Source organism: Pseudomonas sp. RIT-PI-a (assembly GCF_001187875.1).
Lineage (GTDB): Bacteria > Pseudomonadota > Gammaproteobacteria > Pseudomonadales > Pseudomonadaceae > Aquipseudomonas > Aquipseudomonas coleopterorum.
The window spans coordinates 40,045-55,521 of the sequence record NZ_LGIR01000013.1 but is presented as its reverse complement, the minus strand read 5'-3'; the positions used below and the strand labels follow the sequence as shown (position 1 = coordinate 55,521).

At 61.7% G+C, this 15,477-nt stretch carries 13 protein-coding genes; 11 read left to right on the top strand and 2 right to left on the bottom strand.

Annotated features, from left to right (window positions below; translation table 11 throughout):
- Window positions 1–75 precede the first annotated feature (75 nt).
- The 3 genes from ssuD to ssuB are packed head-to-tail and all read left to right on the top strand — an operon-like array spanning window position 76 to window position 2,831.
- Window positions 76–1,224 carry an FMNH2-dependent alkanesulfonate monooxygenase gene (gene ssuD, locus AC788_RS08720; protein ID WP_049860272.1) on the top strand — a complete coding sequence of 383 codons (1,149 nt, stop codon included), beginning with the start codon at window positions 76–78 and terminating at the stop codon, window positions 1,222–1,224.
- Between the two features lie 9 nt (window positions 1,225–1,233).
- The gene (gene ssuC / locus AC788_RS08715) at window positions 1,234–2,022 is read left to right on the top strand and encodes an aliphatic sulfonate ABC transporter permease SsuC (protein ID WP_049860271.1); all 789 of its coding nucleotides are present in this window, start codon (window positions 1,234–1,236) and stop codon (window positions 2,020–2,022) included.
- Window positions 2,019–2,831: an aliphatic sulfonates ABC transporter ATP-binding protein gene (ssuB, locus tag AC788_RS08710; RefSeq protein ID WP_049860270.1), complete on the top strand. Its 813-nt coding sequence runs from the start codon at window positions 2,019–2,021 to the stop codon at window positions 2,829–2,831. Before ssuC ends, ssuB begins: the two co-directional genes overlap by 4 nt.
- A gap of 289 nt (window positions 2,832–3,120) precedes the next feature.
- On the opposite strand, the gene AC788_RS08705 is transcribed toward ssuB, so the two are convergent.
- Window positions 3,121–4,497, bottom strand: coding sequence for a glutamine synthetase family protein (locus AC788_RS08705; RefSeq protein WP_043192283.1), 1,377 nt, complete (start codon window positions 4,495–4,497; stop codon window positions 3,121–3,123).
- Window positions 4,498–5,052: 555 nt separating this feature from the next.
- On the opposite strand from AC788_RS08705, the gene AC788_RS08700 reads away from it, so the two are divergent.
- The 8 genes from AC788_RS08700 (at window position 5,053) to AC788_RS08665 (ending at window position 14,538) form a co-directional block, all read left to right on the top strand.
- Window positions 5,053–6,411, top strand: coding sequence for a glutamine synthetase family protein (locus tag AC788_RS08700; protein ID WP_049860269.1), 1,359 nt, complete (start codon window positions 5,053–5,055; stop codon window positions 6,409–6,411).
- A 16-nt stretch (window positions 6,412–6,427) separates the two neighbouring features.
- Complete coding sequence (locus AC788_RS08695) at window positions 6,428–7,792, top strand: aspartate aminotransferase family protein (RefSeq protein ID WP_049860268.1); 1,365 nt, start codon at window positions 6,428–6,430, stop codon at window positions 7,790–7,792.
- 252 nt (window positions 7,793–8,044) lie between these two features.
- Window positions 8,045–9,142 (top strand): polyamine ABC transporter substrate-binding protein, encoded by a 1,098-nt coding sequence (locus AC788_RS08690; protein ID WP_049860267.1) that lies wholly within the window; start codon window positions 8,045–8,047, stop codon window positions 9,140–9,142.
- A gap of 209 nt (window positions 9,143–9,351) precedes the next feature.
- Entirely contained in the window at window positions 9,352–10,446 is a 1,095-nt protein-coding gene (locus tag AC788_RS08685; protein ID WP_152965726.1) for a polyamine ABC transporter substrate-binding protein, read from the top strand.
- A 56-nt stretch (window positions 10,447–10,502) separates the two neighbouring features.
- Window positions 10,503–11,645: a polyamine ABC transporter ATP-binding protein gene (gene potA, locus AC788_RS08680; RefSeq protein ID WP_049860266.1), complete on the top strand. Its 1,143-nt coding sequence runs from the start codon at window positions 10,503–10,505 to the stop codon at window positions 11,643–11,645.
- 35 nt (window positions 11,646–11,680) lie between these two features.
- Window positions 11,681–12,562: an ABC transporter permease subunit gene (locus AC788_RS08675; RefSeq protein ID WP_161804295.1), complete on the top strand. Its 882-nt coding sequence runs from the start codon at window positions 11,681–11,683 to the stop codon at window positions 12,560–12,562.
- A complete protein-coding gene (locus tag AC788_RS08670) occupies window positions 12,559–13,443 on the top strand; it encodes an ABC transporter permease subunit (RefSeq protein WP_049860264.1) in 885 nt (294 codons plus the stop codon). Before AC788_RS08675 ends, AC788_RS08670 begins: the two co-directional genes overlap by 4 nt.
- Window positions 13,444–13,614: 171 nt before the next feature.
- Complete coding sequence (locus AC788_RS08665) at window positions 13,615–14,538, top strand: alpha/beta hydrolase (RefSeq protein ID WP_049860263.1); 924 nt, start codon at window positions 13,615–13,617, stop codon at window positions 14,536–14,538.
- Window positions 14,539–14,646: 108 nt separating this feature from the next.
- Here the strand turns inward: AC788_RS08665 and AC788_RS08660 are convergent, their stop codons facing one another.
- On the bottom strand, window positions 14,647–15,399 hold the full coding sequence (locus tag AC788_RS08660) for a DUF2059 domain-containing protein (protein ID WP_049860262.1): 753 nt from the start codon (window positions 15,397–15,399) through the stop codon (window positions 14,647–14,649).
- Window positions 15,400–15,477: the final 78 nt, after the last annotated feature.

Below are 15,477 nucleotides of genomic sequence, written 5' to 3'. Positions count from 1 at the left end.
TCACCCCGTTTCAGCCACCGCACAATTGCACCGGTGCCCCGGCATCGGTTTCGAGCCACGTCAGGAGACAACTCCATGAGCCTCAACATTTTCTGGTTTCTTCCCACTCACGGCGACGGCCATTACCTGGGCACCGCCGAAGGCGCGCGGGCGGTCGACCATGGGTATCTGCAACAGATCGCCCAGGCCGCCGATCGCCTGGGTTACGGTGGCGTACTGATTCCGACCGGGCGTTCGTGCGAAGACTCCTGGCTGGTGGCGGCCTCATTGATTCCGGTCACCCAGCGCCTGAAGTTTCTGGTGGCCCTGCGTCCGGGCATCATTTCGCCCACCGTGGCGGCGCGTCAGGCCGCGACCCTGGACCGGCTGTCCAATGGCCGCGCACTGTTCAACCTGGTCACCGGCGGCGACCCGGATGAGCTTTCCGGCGACGGGCTGTTCCTCACCCATGAGGAACGCTATGAAGCATCGGTGGAATTCACCCGCATCTGGCGTCGTGTGCTGGAAGGCGAAACCGTCGACTACGATGGCAAGCACCTCACCGTCAAAGGCGCCAAGCTGCTTTATCCCCCGGTGCAGCAGCCACGTCCGCCGCTGTACTTCGGCGGCTCTTCCGACGCAGCCCAGGACCTTGCCGCCGAACAGGTGGAGATGTACCTGACCTGGGGCGAACCGCCTGCGGCCGTGGCCGAGAAGATCGCCCAGGTGCGCGAGAAGGCGGCCAAGCTCGGCCGCACCGTACGGTTCGGGATTCGCCTGCACGTGATCGTGCGGGAAACCAACGAAGAAGCCTGGCACGCCGCCGAACGACTGATCGCCCATGTCGACGACGACACCATTGCCCGTGCCCAGGCCTCGCTGGCGCGCTTCGACTCGGTAGGCCAACAGCGCATGGCTGCGTTGCACGGCGGCAGCAAGGACAAGCTGGAGGTGAGCCCTAACCTGTGGGCCGGTGTCGGCCTGGTTCGTGGTGGCGCCGGTACCGCGCTGGTCGGTGACGGTCCGACCGTGGCCGAGCGGGTCAAGGAGTATGCCGCGCTGGGCATCGACACCTTTATCTTCTCCGGCTACCCGCATCTGGAAGAGTCGTACCGCGTCGCCGAGTTGCTGTTCCCGCACCTGGACGTGCAGCGCCCCGAGACACCGACCGGCGCCAATTACGTCAGCCCCTTCGGTGAGATGGTGGCCAATGACATCTTGCCCAAGGCCGCGGCCAAGCGCTGAGAATCTGTCATGAGTACATCAAGCAAAATCATCCACCGGCTGGCGCCCTGGGCGCTGCCAGTGGGCCTGCTGTTGATCTGGCAGGTGGCGGTCAGCGTCGGCTGGCTGTCGACGCGTATCCTACCGGCGCCCAGCGCAGTGTTCGAGGCGGGTGTGGCGTTGTTCAAGTCCGGGGAGATCTGGACGCATCTGGCCATCAGTGGCTGGCGCGCCGGCATCGGCTTTGCCATCGGTGGCGGTATCGGCCTGGTATTGGGGCTGATCAGCGGCCTGTCGCGCTGGGGCGAGCGCCTGCTCGACACCTCGGTGCAGATGATCCGCAACGTGCCGCACCTAGCGCTCATTCCGCTGGTGATCCTGTGGTTCGGTATCGACGAGTCGGCGAAGATCTTTCTGGTGGCCTTGGGCACATTGTTCCCGATCTACCTGAACACCTACCACGGCATCAAGAACGCCGACCCCGCGTTGGTAGAAATGGCTCGCAGCTATGGCCTGTCCGGGTTTCGTCTGTTCTGGCAGGTGATCCTGCCCGGAGCCTTGCCTTCCATTCTGGTCGGCGTGCGTTTCGCCCTGGGTCTGATGTGGCTGACGCTGATCGTGGCGGAAACCATTTCCGCCAGCTCGGGCATCGGCTACCTGGCCATGAACGCGCGTGAATTCCTGCAGACCGACGTCGTGGTCCTGGCCATCGTGTTGTATGCGATTCTCGGCAAACTGGCCGATCTGGCGGCGCGTGGGCTGGAACGGGTGTGGTTGCGCTGGCATCCGGCCTATCAAACCAAGGGAGGTGCGGCATGACCGTTCTCAAGGAACAACCGCAGAACCTGCGGCGCGGGATTCCCCTGGCGGTCCGGCAGTTGCGCAAGACCTTTGGCGAGCGCGAGGTGCTGCGCGACATCGACCTGAACATTCCGGCCGGCCAGTTCGTGGCCATCGTCGGTCGCAGCGGTTGCGGCAAGAGCACCTTGCTGCGCCTGCTGGCAGCCCTCGACCAGCCCACCAGCGGCCAGCTGCTGGCCGGCTCGGGTCCGCTCAGCGAGGCGCGCAACGATACCCGTCTGATGTTTCAGGAAGCTCGCTTGTTGCCGTGGAAACGGGTCATCGACAATGTTGGCCTGGGGCTGTCGGGCAATTGGCGCGAGCAGGCCCTGCAGGCGCTCGAAGCGGTGGGGCTGGCCGAACGTGCCAATGAATGGCCGGCGGCGCTGTCGGGAGGGCAGAAGCAGCGTGTGGCCTTGGCGCGGGCGCTGATCCACAAGCCGCGGCTGTTGCTGCTGGATGAACCCTTGGGTGCTCTGGATGCCCTGACGCGGATCGAGATGCAGCAGTTGATCGAGAACCTGTGGCGCAAGCACGGCTTCACCGTGTTGCTGGTGACCCATGATGTGTCCGAAGCCGTGGCGATTGCCGACCGGGTGATTCTGATCGAGGAGGGGCGTATCGGTCTGGATCTGGCCGTCGAGCTGCCGCGGCCGCGGGCTCGCGGTTCTCATCGCCTGGCGGCGTTGGAAACCGAAGTGCTCAATCGGGTATTGGCGTTGCCGGGCAATCCACCGGAGCCTGAGCCCCCATCGCCATTGCCGACCCAGTTGCGCTGGGCGCGTTGAACCGGACGCGGTACGTCAGGTAGTCCGCACGTACCGCCGACGCGGCTCGCGCCGCTGCTACAGGGACTGCATATCCAGAAGATACGGTGATCCCCTGTAGCAGCGGCGCAAGCCGCGTCCGGTTGCGATGCGGTGCACCTGCCGCACCGCAATCCAGAAGACACGAGGGACCTCTGTAGCAGCGGCGCAAGCCGCGTCCGGGGACGACGCGGTATACCTGCTGCACCGCAGCCCAGCAAATGCGTTCGTGAACACCGCGGCATGGCAGGCATACCGCGGCACCCGGCCGTTACACCGTGTGCAGGTACCAGTTGTATTCCAAATCCGAGATGGAGTGTTCGAACTCTTCCAGCTCACTTTCCTTGCAGGCCACGAAGATATCGATGTATTTCGGATCGATGTACTTGGCCAGCACCTCGCTGTCGTCCAGCAGGCGCAGGGCATCGCGCAGATTGGTCGGCAGGCTCTGCTCGTTCTGCTCGTAGGAGTTGCCCGTCACCGGCTCATTGGGTTCGACCTGGTTGGTCAGGCCATGGTGCACGCCGGCCAGAACCGCAGCCATCAGCAGGTACGGGTTGGCATCGGCACCGGCGACGCGGTGTTCCAGGCGCACGGCATCCGGCGTCCCGGTGGGCACGCGTAGCGCCACGGTACGATTGTCCAGGCCCCAGCACGGGGAGTTGGGCACATAGAACTGAGCACCGAAGCGGCGGTACGAATTGACGTTCGGGCACAGGAACGCCATCGACGCGGGCAGGGTCTCGAGCACACCGCCGATCGCGTGACGCAATGCGGCGTTCTGCTCGGGATCCTCACTGGTGAAAATGTTCTTGCCGTCCTTGTCCAGGATCGAGATGTGCACGTGCAAACCGTTGCCTGCCTGGCCCGGGTAGGGCTTGGCCATGAACGTGGTGTCCATCTCATGGTCGTAGGCGATGTTCTTGATCAGGCGCTTGAGCAGCACCGCATAGTCGCAGGCCTTCATCGCATCGGCGACGTGGTGCAGATTGACCTCGAACTGTGCCGGCGCACTTTCCTTGACGATGGCGTCGGCCGGAATGCCTTGTTCCTTCGCCCCTTCCAGAATGTCCTGCAGACAGTCCACGTACTCGTCCAGATCGTCGATCAGATACACCTGGGTCGAATGCGGACGCTTGCCGGAAATGGGTGAGCGCGGTGGTTGCGGGCGACCGTTCACGTTCTCCTGGTCGATCAGGTAGAACTCCAGCTCGAACGCGGCACAGATGGTCAGGCCCATGGCGTCGAATTTCTCGACGACCTGGCGCAACACTTCACGCGGATCGGCGAAGAAGGGTTCGCCTTCGAGTTCGTGCATGGTCATCAGCAACTGCGCAGTAGGGCGCTTCTGCCAAGGCTCGTTGCACAGGGTGTCGGGGATGGGATAGCAGATCCGATCGGCATCGCCGATGTCCAGGCCAAGGCCGGTGCTTTCCACGGTGGAGCCGTTGATGTCCAGAGCAAACAGCGAGGCGGGCAGATTGATGCCTTTCTCGTAAACCTTGTGGAGGCTGGTGCGTTCGATGCGCTTGCCGCGCACCACACCATTCATATCTGCAATCAGAAGGTCGACGTACAGAACCTCAGGATGTTCCTTAAGGAATGCGTTCGCTTCGTTGAGCTGAACGGCACGCGGGGGTACCGACATGATGCAACACCTTTGTTGTTAAAAATATCAATCATTGGGTTGAGCAGGTTTCAGTCAATCCGAAAGCCAACATGAAGTCAAGCGAGCCGGGTTTTGCCCTGAAAGGGCGCTGTTGAGCCTCTTTTGCTGCATATCGGGGCGCGCGTGACAGGCAATTAAGGCACTTTGCAACTGCATGAAAAGTGCACGATGAAGTTTGCAGGTCGAGAGTTGTGGAAAAAAATGAACAAGGCTAAGCTCGTTTTCAACCCGTCATTTCAATAAGACCGAGGGTGAATCATGGCACGCCTGCCATTATCTGATTTCAGTCGCTGCAGCCGCCGGTTGCCAGCGGCCAGAATAATTGACAGCCCACGGCGTTGCGTCTCTGTTTTTTTGTCCGTCATGTACTGCCTTTGCCCCGAAACCGCTACCCTGAGCCTCACGTTCCGGCCGGGTATCGAAAGGCCGGGCGGGCATCGTGGTGCCCTCGCTTGACCGCTTTTCCAACGACGCCCATGCGTCAACAAGTGCCTGGCTCGCCGCGAGCCGGGTTAATGGCCTCCTGAGGTATTTATGAGTCCCAACCTCGACCAGCTCACCGATTGGTTGAAAGAACACAAGATCACCGAAGTCGAATGCCTGATCGGCGACCTCACCGGGATCACCCGCGGCAAGATCTCCCCGACCAACAAGTTCATCGCCGAAAAGGGCATGCGCTTGCCGGAAAGTGTTTTATTGCAAACTGTGACCGGCGATTACGTGGAAGACGACATCTACTACGAGTTGCTCGACCCCGCCGACATCGACATGATCTGCCGCCCCGACGAGAACGCGGTGTTTCTCGTTCCCTGGGCCATCGAGCCCACCGCGCAGGTCATCCACGACACCTACGACAAGCAGGGCAACCCCATCGAGCTGTCGCCGCGCAACGTGCTCAAGAAGGTCTTGAAGCTGTACGCGGACAAGGGCTGGCAGCCGATCGTGGCGCCGGAGATGGAGTTCTACCTGACCAAGCGCTGCGAAGACCCGGACTTTCCGCTGCAGCCGCCGATCGGCCGCTCCGGGCGTCCCGAAACCGGTCGACAGTCGTTTTCCATCGAGGCGGCGAACGAGTTCGATCCGTTGTTCGAAGACGTCTACGACTGGTGCGAGGCGCAGAACCTGGACCTCGACACGCTGATCCACGAAGACGGCACGGCGCAGATGGAGATCAATTTCCGACACGGCAATGCCCTGCACCTGGCCGACCAGATCCTGGTGTTCAAGCGCACCATGCGCGAGGCCGCGCTCAAGCACAACGTGGCCGCGACCTTCATGGCCAAGCCCATGACCGGCGAGCCGGGCAGCGCCATGCACCTGCACCAGAGCATCGTCGATTCGGCCACCGGCAAGAACATCTTCGCCAACGAAGACGGCTCCATGAGCCAGCTGTTCCTGCACCACGTCGGCGGCCTGCAGAAATTCATTCCCGAACTGCTGCCGCTGTTCGCGCCCAACGTCAATTCCTTCCGCCGCTTCTTGCCCGACACCTCGGCGCCGGTCAACGTCGAGTGGGGTGAGGAAAACCGCACCGTGGGCCTGCGCGTGCCCGATGCGACCCCGCAGAACCGGCGAGTCGAGAACCGCCTGCCGGGCGCCGATGCCAACCCGTATCTCGCCATCGCCGCCAGCCTGCTGTGCGGCTACATCGGCATGGTCGAGGGCTTGAACCCGAGCGCCCCGGTCCAGGGCCGTGGCTATGAACGTCGCAATCTGCGTCTGCCGTTGACCATCGAGGATGCGCTGGAGCGCATGGAAAACTGCAAGACGGTGGAGAAATACCTGGGCAAGAAATTCGTCGTCGGCTATGTCGCGGTCAAGCGCGCCGAACACGAGAACTTCAAGCGCGTGATCAGCTCGTGGGAACGTGAGTTCCTGCTGTTCGCGGTGTGAGAAAAAGGAGCTACAGATGAGCAACAACAACCCCCAGACCCAGCATTGGCAGGACTTGAGCAGCGCCCATCACCTGGCGCCTTTCAGCGATTACACGCAGCTCAAGAACAAGGGTCCGCGGATCATCACCAAGGCCGATGGCGTGTACCTGTGGGACAGCGAAGGGCACAAGATTCTCGACGGCATGGCGGGCCTGTGGTGCGTGGCGATCGGCTACGGTCGCGAAGAACTGGTGCAGGCGGCCAGCGCGCAGATGCGTGAACTGCCGTACTACAACCTGTTCTTCCAGACCGCTCACCCGCCTGCGCTGGAGCTGGCCAAGGCCATCGCCGACCTGGCGCCGGCGGGCATGAACCATGTGTTCTTCACCGGTTCAGGCTCCGAAGGCAACGACACCGTGCTGCGCCTGGTGCGCCATTACTGGGCGCTCAAGGGCAAACCCGAGAAGAAGGTGATCATCAGTCGCGTCAATGGCTACCACGGCTCCCCGGTGGCTGGTGCCAGCCTGGGCGGTATGTCGGGCATGCACGAGCAAGGTGACCTGCCGATCCCTGGTATCGTGCACATCGCCCAGCCGTACTGGTTCGACGAGGGGGGCGACATGACCCCCGACGAGTTCGGTGTCTGGGCCGCCGAGCAGCTGGAAAAGAAGATTCTGGAAGTGGGCGAAGACAACGTCGCGGCGTTCATCGCCGAGCCGATCCAGGGCGCCGGCGGGGTGATCATTCCGCCCGACACCTACTGGCCGAAGGTCAAGGAAGTGCTGGCGCGCTACGACATCCTGTTCGTCGCCGATGAAGTGATCTGTGGCTTTGGCCGTACCGGCCACTGGTTCGGCAGCGACTACTACGACCTGGCGCCCGACCTGATGACCATCGCCAAGGGCCTCACCAGCGGTTACATCCCCATGGGCGGGGTGATCGTGCGCGACGAGGTGGTCAAGGTGATCAACCAAGGCGGCGACTTCAACCATGGCTTCACCTATTCCGGGCACCCGGTCGCGGCGGCAGTGGGGCTGGAAAACCTGCGCATCCTGCGCGACGAGCATATCGTCGATAACGTTCGCACCGAGGCGGCACCGTATTTGCAAAAGCGTCTGCGGGAGCTGCAAGACCACCCGCTGGTGGGTGAGGTGCGCGGCCTGGGCATGCTTGGGGCGATCGAACTGGTCAAGGACAAGGCTACCCGTAGCCGCCACGAAGGCCGTGGCGCCGGCATGATCTGTCGGCAGTTCTGTTTCGACAACGGGCTGATCATGCGCGCCGTCGGTGACACCATGATCATCGCTCCGCCGCTGGTCATCAGCCATGCCGAGATCGACGAGCTGGTGAGCAAGGCACGCCTTTGCCTTGACCTGACACTCGAAGCGCTAGGTGGCTAAATGCTAGGCTTGCCGAGGCTGACGAATTGATGCCTGCCCCTGTAGGAACAGGCTATGCCCGCGAATGTTCGTACCCCCTGTGGGAGCGGGCTCTGCCCGCGAATGGTCACACCCTTTGTGGGAGCGGGCTCTGCCCGCGAATGGCCGCGACACCGATTCACGCCGTTCGCAGACAGCGCCAGCACCCACAGGGCATCGGCAGCTTCCCCAGCAATCTCGACATCGGATTTCGATAAAATTGGAGCACAACGCATGAAGATATTTGGCAAGACCCTCCTCGCCGCGGCCCTGATGGGGGCGATGGCCAGTGCTGCGCAGGCGGACGACAAGGTTCTGCACGTGTACAACTGGTCGGACTATATTGCGCCGAACACGATCAAGCAGTTCGAGGAGGAGTCGGGGATCAAGGTCGTCTACGACGTATTCGACAGCAACGAAACCCTGGAAGCCAAGTTGCTGGCCGGCAAGTCCGGCTACGATATCGTCGTGCCTTCCAACAACTTCCTGGCCAAGCAGATCAAGGCTGGCGTTTACCAGGAACTGGACCGCTCCAAGCTGCCGAACTGGAAGAACCTCAACCAATCGCTGCTCAAGGCAGTGTCGGTGAGCGATCCGGACAACAAGCATGCCTTCCCGTACATGTGGGGCTCGATCGGCATCGGCTTCAATCCCGACAAGGTCAAGGCTGCCCTGGGTGCCGACGCGCCGACCAACAGCTGGGACCTGCTGTTCAAGCCGGAAAACGCGGCCAAGCTGAAGTCGTGCGGCATCAGCTTCCTCGATTCGCCGACCGAGATGCTGCCAATCGCCCTGCATTACCTGGGCTATCCGACCGACTCTCAGGACAAGAAGCAGCTTGCCGAAGCCGAAGCGCTGTTCCTCAAGGTGCGTCCTTCGATCGGCTACTTCCACTCCTCCAAGTACATCTCCGACCTGGCCAACGGCAACATCTGCGTGGCCGTGGGTTACTCGGGTGACATCTACCAGGCCAAGTCGCGCGCCGAAGAGGCCGGCGGCAAGGTCAAGGTCAGCTACAACATTCCCAAGGAAGGTGCTGGCAGCTTCTTCGACATGGTCGCCATTCCCAAGGATGCCGAGAACGTCGAGGGCGCCTACAAGTTCATGACCTTTCTGATGAAGCCGGAAGTCATGGCCGAGATCACCAACAGCGTGCAGTTCCCCAACGGTAACCAGGCTGCAACGGCATTGGTGGATAAAGCCATCAGCGAAGATCCAGGTATCTACCCGCCAGCCGACGTGCAGGCCAAACTGTACGCCATCGCCGATCTGCCTGCGGCAACGCAGCGCATCATGACGCGCAGCTGGACGAAGATTAAGTCGGGCAAGTAAGCATCGGCCCTGTGGGAGCGGTAAGCCAGTGATGGCCTCATCGCAGGCAGAGCCAGCTCCCACAGGTCTGGCGTTGATCACTCATCCTGCGTCAGTGAAGCCAGGCTGTGACTGGGATTCGCGGAATCAATCATTGCGGCGCAAGGACATGAACGGTAAGTTGCGCGCCGGTTTTATTATATAAAACAGACTATTGAGAGGACCTGCACTTGTCACACTCTTTGTTTCGCAAGGCCATGCTGATCGGTGCGGGTCTGACCCTGGCGCTCAATGCCCAAGCGGCAGGCACCGTGCACATCTACAACTGGTCCGATTACATCGGCGAAAGCACCCTGGCGGATTTCGAAGCCGCGACCGGTATCAAGCCGATCTACGACGTGTTCGACTCCAACGAAACCCTGGAAGGCAAGTTGCTGGCGGGCCACACCGGCTACGACGTGGTGGTGCCGTCCAACCATTTCCTGGGCAAACAGATCAAGGCCGGGGCTTTCCAGAAACTGGACAAGACCCAGCTGACGAATTACTCCAACCTGGATCCGGTGCTGCTCAAGCGCCTGGAAAAGAACGATCCGGGCAACCAGTACGCCGTGCCCTACCTGTGGGGTACCAACGGCATCGGTTACAACGTGGACAAGATCAAGGAAGTGCTGGGTGTCGACAAGATCGATTCCTGGGCCATGGTGTTCGAGCCTGAAAACATCAAGAAACTGTCCAAGTGCGGCGTCGCTTTCCTCGACTCGCCAGACGAGATGTTTCCAGCCGTGCTCAACTACATGGGCCTGGACCCCAACACCACCGACGAGAAGCTGTACAAGAAAGCCGAGGAGAAGCTGCTCAAGGTCCGTCCCTACGTGACCTACTTCCATTCCTCCAAGTACATCAGCGACCTGGCCAACGGCAACATCTGCGTGGCCGTGGGCTATTCCGGCGACGTGTTCCAGGCCAAGTCGCGTGCCGAGGAAGCGGGCAAGGGCATCAAACTGGCCTATTCGATTCCCAAGGAAGGCGGCAACCTGTGGTTCGACATGCTGGCCATCCCCGCCGATGCGCCGGATGCCAAGCAAGGCCTGGCGTTCATCGACTACCTGTTGAAACCTGAGGTGATTGCCAAGGTCAGCGATTATGTCGGCTATGCCAACCCCAACCTCAAATCCGGCGAGTTCATGGATCAGGATGTGCGCAACGACGAGTCGGTCTATCCGCCACAGGCCATTCAGGACAAGCTTTACGTCAACGTCGAGCTGCCGCCCAAGGTGCAGCGCTTGATGACCCGCAGCTGGACCAAAGTCAAGTCGGGCAAATAAATACTCGGGGCGGCCGGATCCAGAGCCGCCCTCACTCAAGTTTGGGAGTTTCGTGAATGGCTGTTGCCTCCAGCGCCTACAAAAAAGCCCTAGAAGGCAGCCAGCAACCGAAGAAGGTGCTGGTCCGGATCGAAAAGGTCACGAAGAAATTCGACGAAACGGTGGCCGTGGACGACGTGTCCCTGGAAATCAATCAGGGTGAGATCTTTGCCTTGCTGGGTGGTTCCGGCTCCGGCAAGTCCACCTTGCTGCGCATGCTGGCAGGCTTCGAACGGCCGACCGAGGGGCGCATCTTCCTCGATGGCGTGGACATCACCGACATGCCGCCCTACGAGCGGCCGATCAACATGATGTTCCAGTCCTATGCGTTGTTCCCGCACATGACGGTGGCGCAGAACATCGCCTTCGGCCTCAAGCAGGACAAGCTGCCGGCCGCCGAGATCGACGCACGCGTGGCGGAAATGCTCAAGCTGGTGCAGATGACCCAGTACGGCAAGCGCAAGCCTCACCAGTTGTCCGGCGGTCAGCGTCAGCGCGTTGCGCTGGCCCGCTCGCTGGCGAAGAAGCCCAAGCTGTTGCTGCTCGACGAGCCGATGGGTGCGCTGGACAAGAAGCTGCGCTCGCAGATGCAGCTGGAGCTGGTGGAGATCATCGAGCGGGTCGGTGTGACCTGTGTGATGGTGACCCACGACCAGGAAGAGGCCATGACCATGGCCCAGCGCATCGCCATCATGCACCTGGGCTGGATCGCCCAGATCGGCAGCCCGATCGACATCTACGAAACTCCCACCAGCCGCCTGGTGTGCGAGTTCATCGGCAACGTCAACCTGTTCGAAGGCCAGGTGGTCGAGGACATGGAAGGCTACGCGTTGATCAGCAGCCCGGAGCTGGAACGCAGCATCTATGTCGGCCATGGTGTGAGTACCGCTGCCGAAGACAAGAACGTGACCTACGCGATTCGTCCGGAAAAGATGCTGGTGACCACCGAGCAACCGGCCACCGAGCACAACTGGTCGCGCGGCAAGGTCCATGACATCGCCTACCTGGGCGGTCATTCGGTGTTCCACGTGCAGTTGCCGTGCGGCAAGCTGGTGCAGTCGTTCGTGGCCAACGCCGAGCGCCGCGGCGCCCGCCCGACCTGGGACGACGAAGTGTTCGTCTGGTGGGAAGACGACAGCGGCGTGGTACTGCGCTCATGAAACTGCGCAAGATCAAACGCAAGCTCAAGCGGATCATCCCCGACGGTCGCCAGATGGTCATTGGCGTACCGTTCCTGTGGCTGTTCCTGTTCTTCATGCTGCCGTTCTTCATCGTGCTCAAGATCAGCTTCGCCGAAGCCGACGTGGCGATCCCGCCGTACACCGAAATCTGGAGCTACGCCGAACAGAAATTCCAGCTGGTCTTGAATTTCGCCAACTATGCGCTGCTCACCGAGGACGACCTGTACATCTCGGCCTACCTGGGCTCGCTGAAGATGGCCTTCTTCAGCACGCTGATCTGCCTGTTGGTCGGCTACCCCATGGCCTATGCCATCAGCAAGGCGCGCAAGGACCTGCAAACCGTGCTGTTGCTGCTGATCATGATGCCGACCTGGACTGCTATCCTGATTCGCGTGTATGCCTGGATGGGCATCCTGAGCAACAACGGTCTGCTCAACGCCTTTCTGTTGTGGCTGGGGGCGATCGATCAGCCCTTGCAAATCCTCAATACCAACCTGGCGGTGTACATCGGTGTGGTCTATGCGTACCTGCCGTTCATGATCCTGCCGTTGTTCGCCAATCTGGTGAAGCATGACAACAGCCTGCTGGAAGCGGCTTCCGACCTGGGCTCCAGCACGTTCAACAGCTTCTGGAAAATCACCGTGCCGCTGTCCAAGAACGGCATCATCGCCGGCTGCATGCTGGTGTTCATTCCAGTGGTCGGCGAGTTCGTGATTCCCGAACTGCTCGGTGGTCCGGAAACCCTGATGATCGGCCGCGTGTTGTGGCAGGAGTTCTTCAACAACCGCGACTGGCCCGTCGCCTCGGCGCTGGCGGTGCTGATGCTGGCGATTCTGATCGTGCCCATCGTGCTGTTCAATCGCAGCCAGGCCAAAGAGCTGGAGGGCAAGGCATGAAGCGTTTCGGGTTCTCCAAACTGATCCTGATACTGGGGCTGATCTTCATCTATGCCCCGATGTTGATCCTGGTGATCTACTCCTTCAACGCCTCGCGTCTGGTGACGGTATGGGGCGGTTGGTCGGTGCAGTGGTACGTTGGCCTGCTGGACAACGCCCAGCTGATGGGCGCCGTCATGCGTTCTCTGGAAATCGCCTGCTACACGGCGGTAACGGCTGTGGCGCTGGGCACCATGGCGGCGTTCGTGCTGACCCGCATCAGTCGCTTCAGGGGCCGCACGATGTTCGGCGGCCTGGTGACAGCGCCGCTGGTGATGCCCGAGGTGATCACTGGCCTGTCGTTGCTGCTGCTGTTCGTGGCCATGGCACAGGTGATCGGCTGGCCGCAGGAGCGCGGTATCGCCACGATCTGGATCGCCCATACCACCTTCTGCGCTTCGTACGTGGCGGTGGTGGTGTCCTCGCGGCTGCGTGAACTGGACCTGTCGATCGAAGAGGCCGCCATGGACCTGGGCGCACGGCCGTGGAAGGTGTTCTTTCTGATCACCATCCCGATGATCGCACCATCGCTGGCGGCGGGTGGGATGATGTCGTTCGCTCTGTCGCTGGATGACCTGGTACTGGCCAGCTTCGTATCCGGACCGGGCTCCACGACGCTGCCGATGGAAGTGTTCTCGGCGGTGCGCCTGGGCGTGAAGCCCGAGATCAACGCGGTGGCCAGCCTGATTCTGCTGGCGGTGTCGTTGGTGACATTCCTGGTCTGGTACTTCGGTCGTCAGGCCGAAGAGCGGCGCCGCAAGGCGATCCAGCAAGCCATCGAGGAAAGTGCAGCGAACTCCTGGCAGCAGCCAAAGGCACAGCGGCCGGTGGCGTCGGTTTGATGGGGTAGGGCGCTGGATCGTCAGCGCCCTTGAGGGCCTCTTCGCGGGCAGAGCCCGCTCCCACAATAGAACACTACTCCACAGACACAGCGCGGGCTTATTGTGGGAGCGGGCTCTGCCCGCGAAGAGGCCCACACAGCCAGCACACGTATTGCCTTGGAATACTCACTCATGCCCCATGCATTCCAACCCGATTCCCTGCGCAACTCCCTGCAACCCCTGAGCGCCCGACAGCCACTGTCAGCCGAGGCCCAGGGCTATCAACGCTTCTACCAGCTCGACCTTCCCGCGCAAAGCTGGCTGGGCTGCTTCAAGGTAGCAGGTTTCGACCTCGTCGCTCAGGTCTGGATACCGCAACAACCCATTGCCACGCTGTTCGTCATGCACGGTTTCTACGACCACATGGGGCTGTACCGGCACGCCGTGCAATGGGCTTTGGAGCGCGGCTTCGCGGTCATTTCCTGCGATCTGCCAGGTCATGGCCTGTCCAGCGGAGAGCGGGCCAGCATCCACAACTTCGCCGATTACCAGGCGACCCTCAATGGCCTGTTCGCCGAAGCGAGCCTGCTGCAGTTGCCCCAGCCATGGCATTTGCTGGGCCAGAGCACCGGTGGCGCGATCATCATCGACCATCTGCTGTACCACGGGGCACGGTCACCGGCACAGGGGCAGGTGCTGTTGATGGCGCCGCTGGTGCGGCCGGTGGCGTGGGGCCTGTCCAAGCTCAGCTATCGCCTGCTCAAGCCTTTCGTCAACGGCATTGCGCGGCGTTTCAGCGCCAATAGCAACGACGTGGATTTTCTGCCTTTTCTGCAGGCCGATCCGTTGCAACCCCGGCGCCTGCCAACGGCATGGGTGGGTGCGCTGGTTCAGTGGGTGCAACACATCGAAGCCGCGCCGCGCAGTCCGCGGACGGTGGCGATCGTGCAGGGGGATGACGATGACACCGTGGATTGGCGGCATAACCTCAAGGTACTGCGCGGCAAGTTCGCTGAAGTGCGGCTGTTGCAGGTGGCGGGGGGCAAGCATCATCTGGTCAATGAGGTGCCGCCGATTCGGGCGCAGTGTTTCGGGTTTTTTGACCAGAATCTGTAACCGCGTCGCTCCATTCGCGGGCAGAGGACTCGCCGCCCGCCCCGCTCCCACACAGGCATTAGTGGATCCTGTGGGAGCTCTGCCCGCGAATAGGCCCGCATGGGCACGCTAAGCCCCAGGCCGGCCCTGCGCCTGGCCGACCGCCAATCCTGCCCGTACCGCCTCCAGGGCGGCCTGATAATAAGCCTGCCCGGCTGCAGACTCGGCGAAATTGACGAACTCTTCCAGTTCCGGATCAGACAGATCGCGGTACACGTACAGCAGCGTATTGTTCAAATCGATGCCGATCTGCTGCTGCAGCCGCTCACGCTGGCCATCGAGCAAACCCGCGGCCTGACCGCCTCCCAGCAGACCTGGAATCATCGAACTGAGGCTGTCGGCGGCCACCCCGGCGATCGCCAGGCTGACCTCTGCACCGGCCTGGCGGGCGGGTAGGGCCTGGGCCAGGTGGCCGATCAACAGCGCGCGGGTGGACTCGACCTGCAGTTTCGGCAAACCCTGGGCGTTCTTGGCCAGTTGGTCGCTGCGGGTGGCGAGCAGTTCGGCGGCGACGATCTTGCGGCCCAATGGCGATTCGAAGAAGGCGAGGGCAGGCTTGGGATCGGCCAACCCCTGACGCAGCCGCGCTTCGGCACGCTGGTCCATGGCCTGGGCCGCGAAGCGTTGGTCGCTGTTGCTCACCAGTGCCTGAAACACAGCCGGTGGCAGGCTGTTCTGGTAGCGCTGCTGGGCAGCCTTGAGGGCATCGCTGAAATGCGCTCTTTGTTCAGGCCAGCCAGCGGCCTTGTACAGCAAGTCGTGGTCGTCGGCCCAGGCAGGCGTCGTACTGAACATCATCAAGAACACAAGGACGCGGCGCATAGGGACTCCTGTCGGCAAGGGGCCATTGTCCGTGGCATTGCCAGGCTTTGTCGAGAAGTGACACAGGCATCGCGCTTG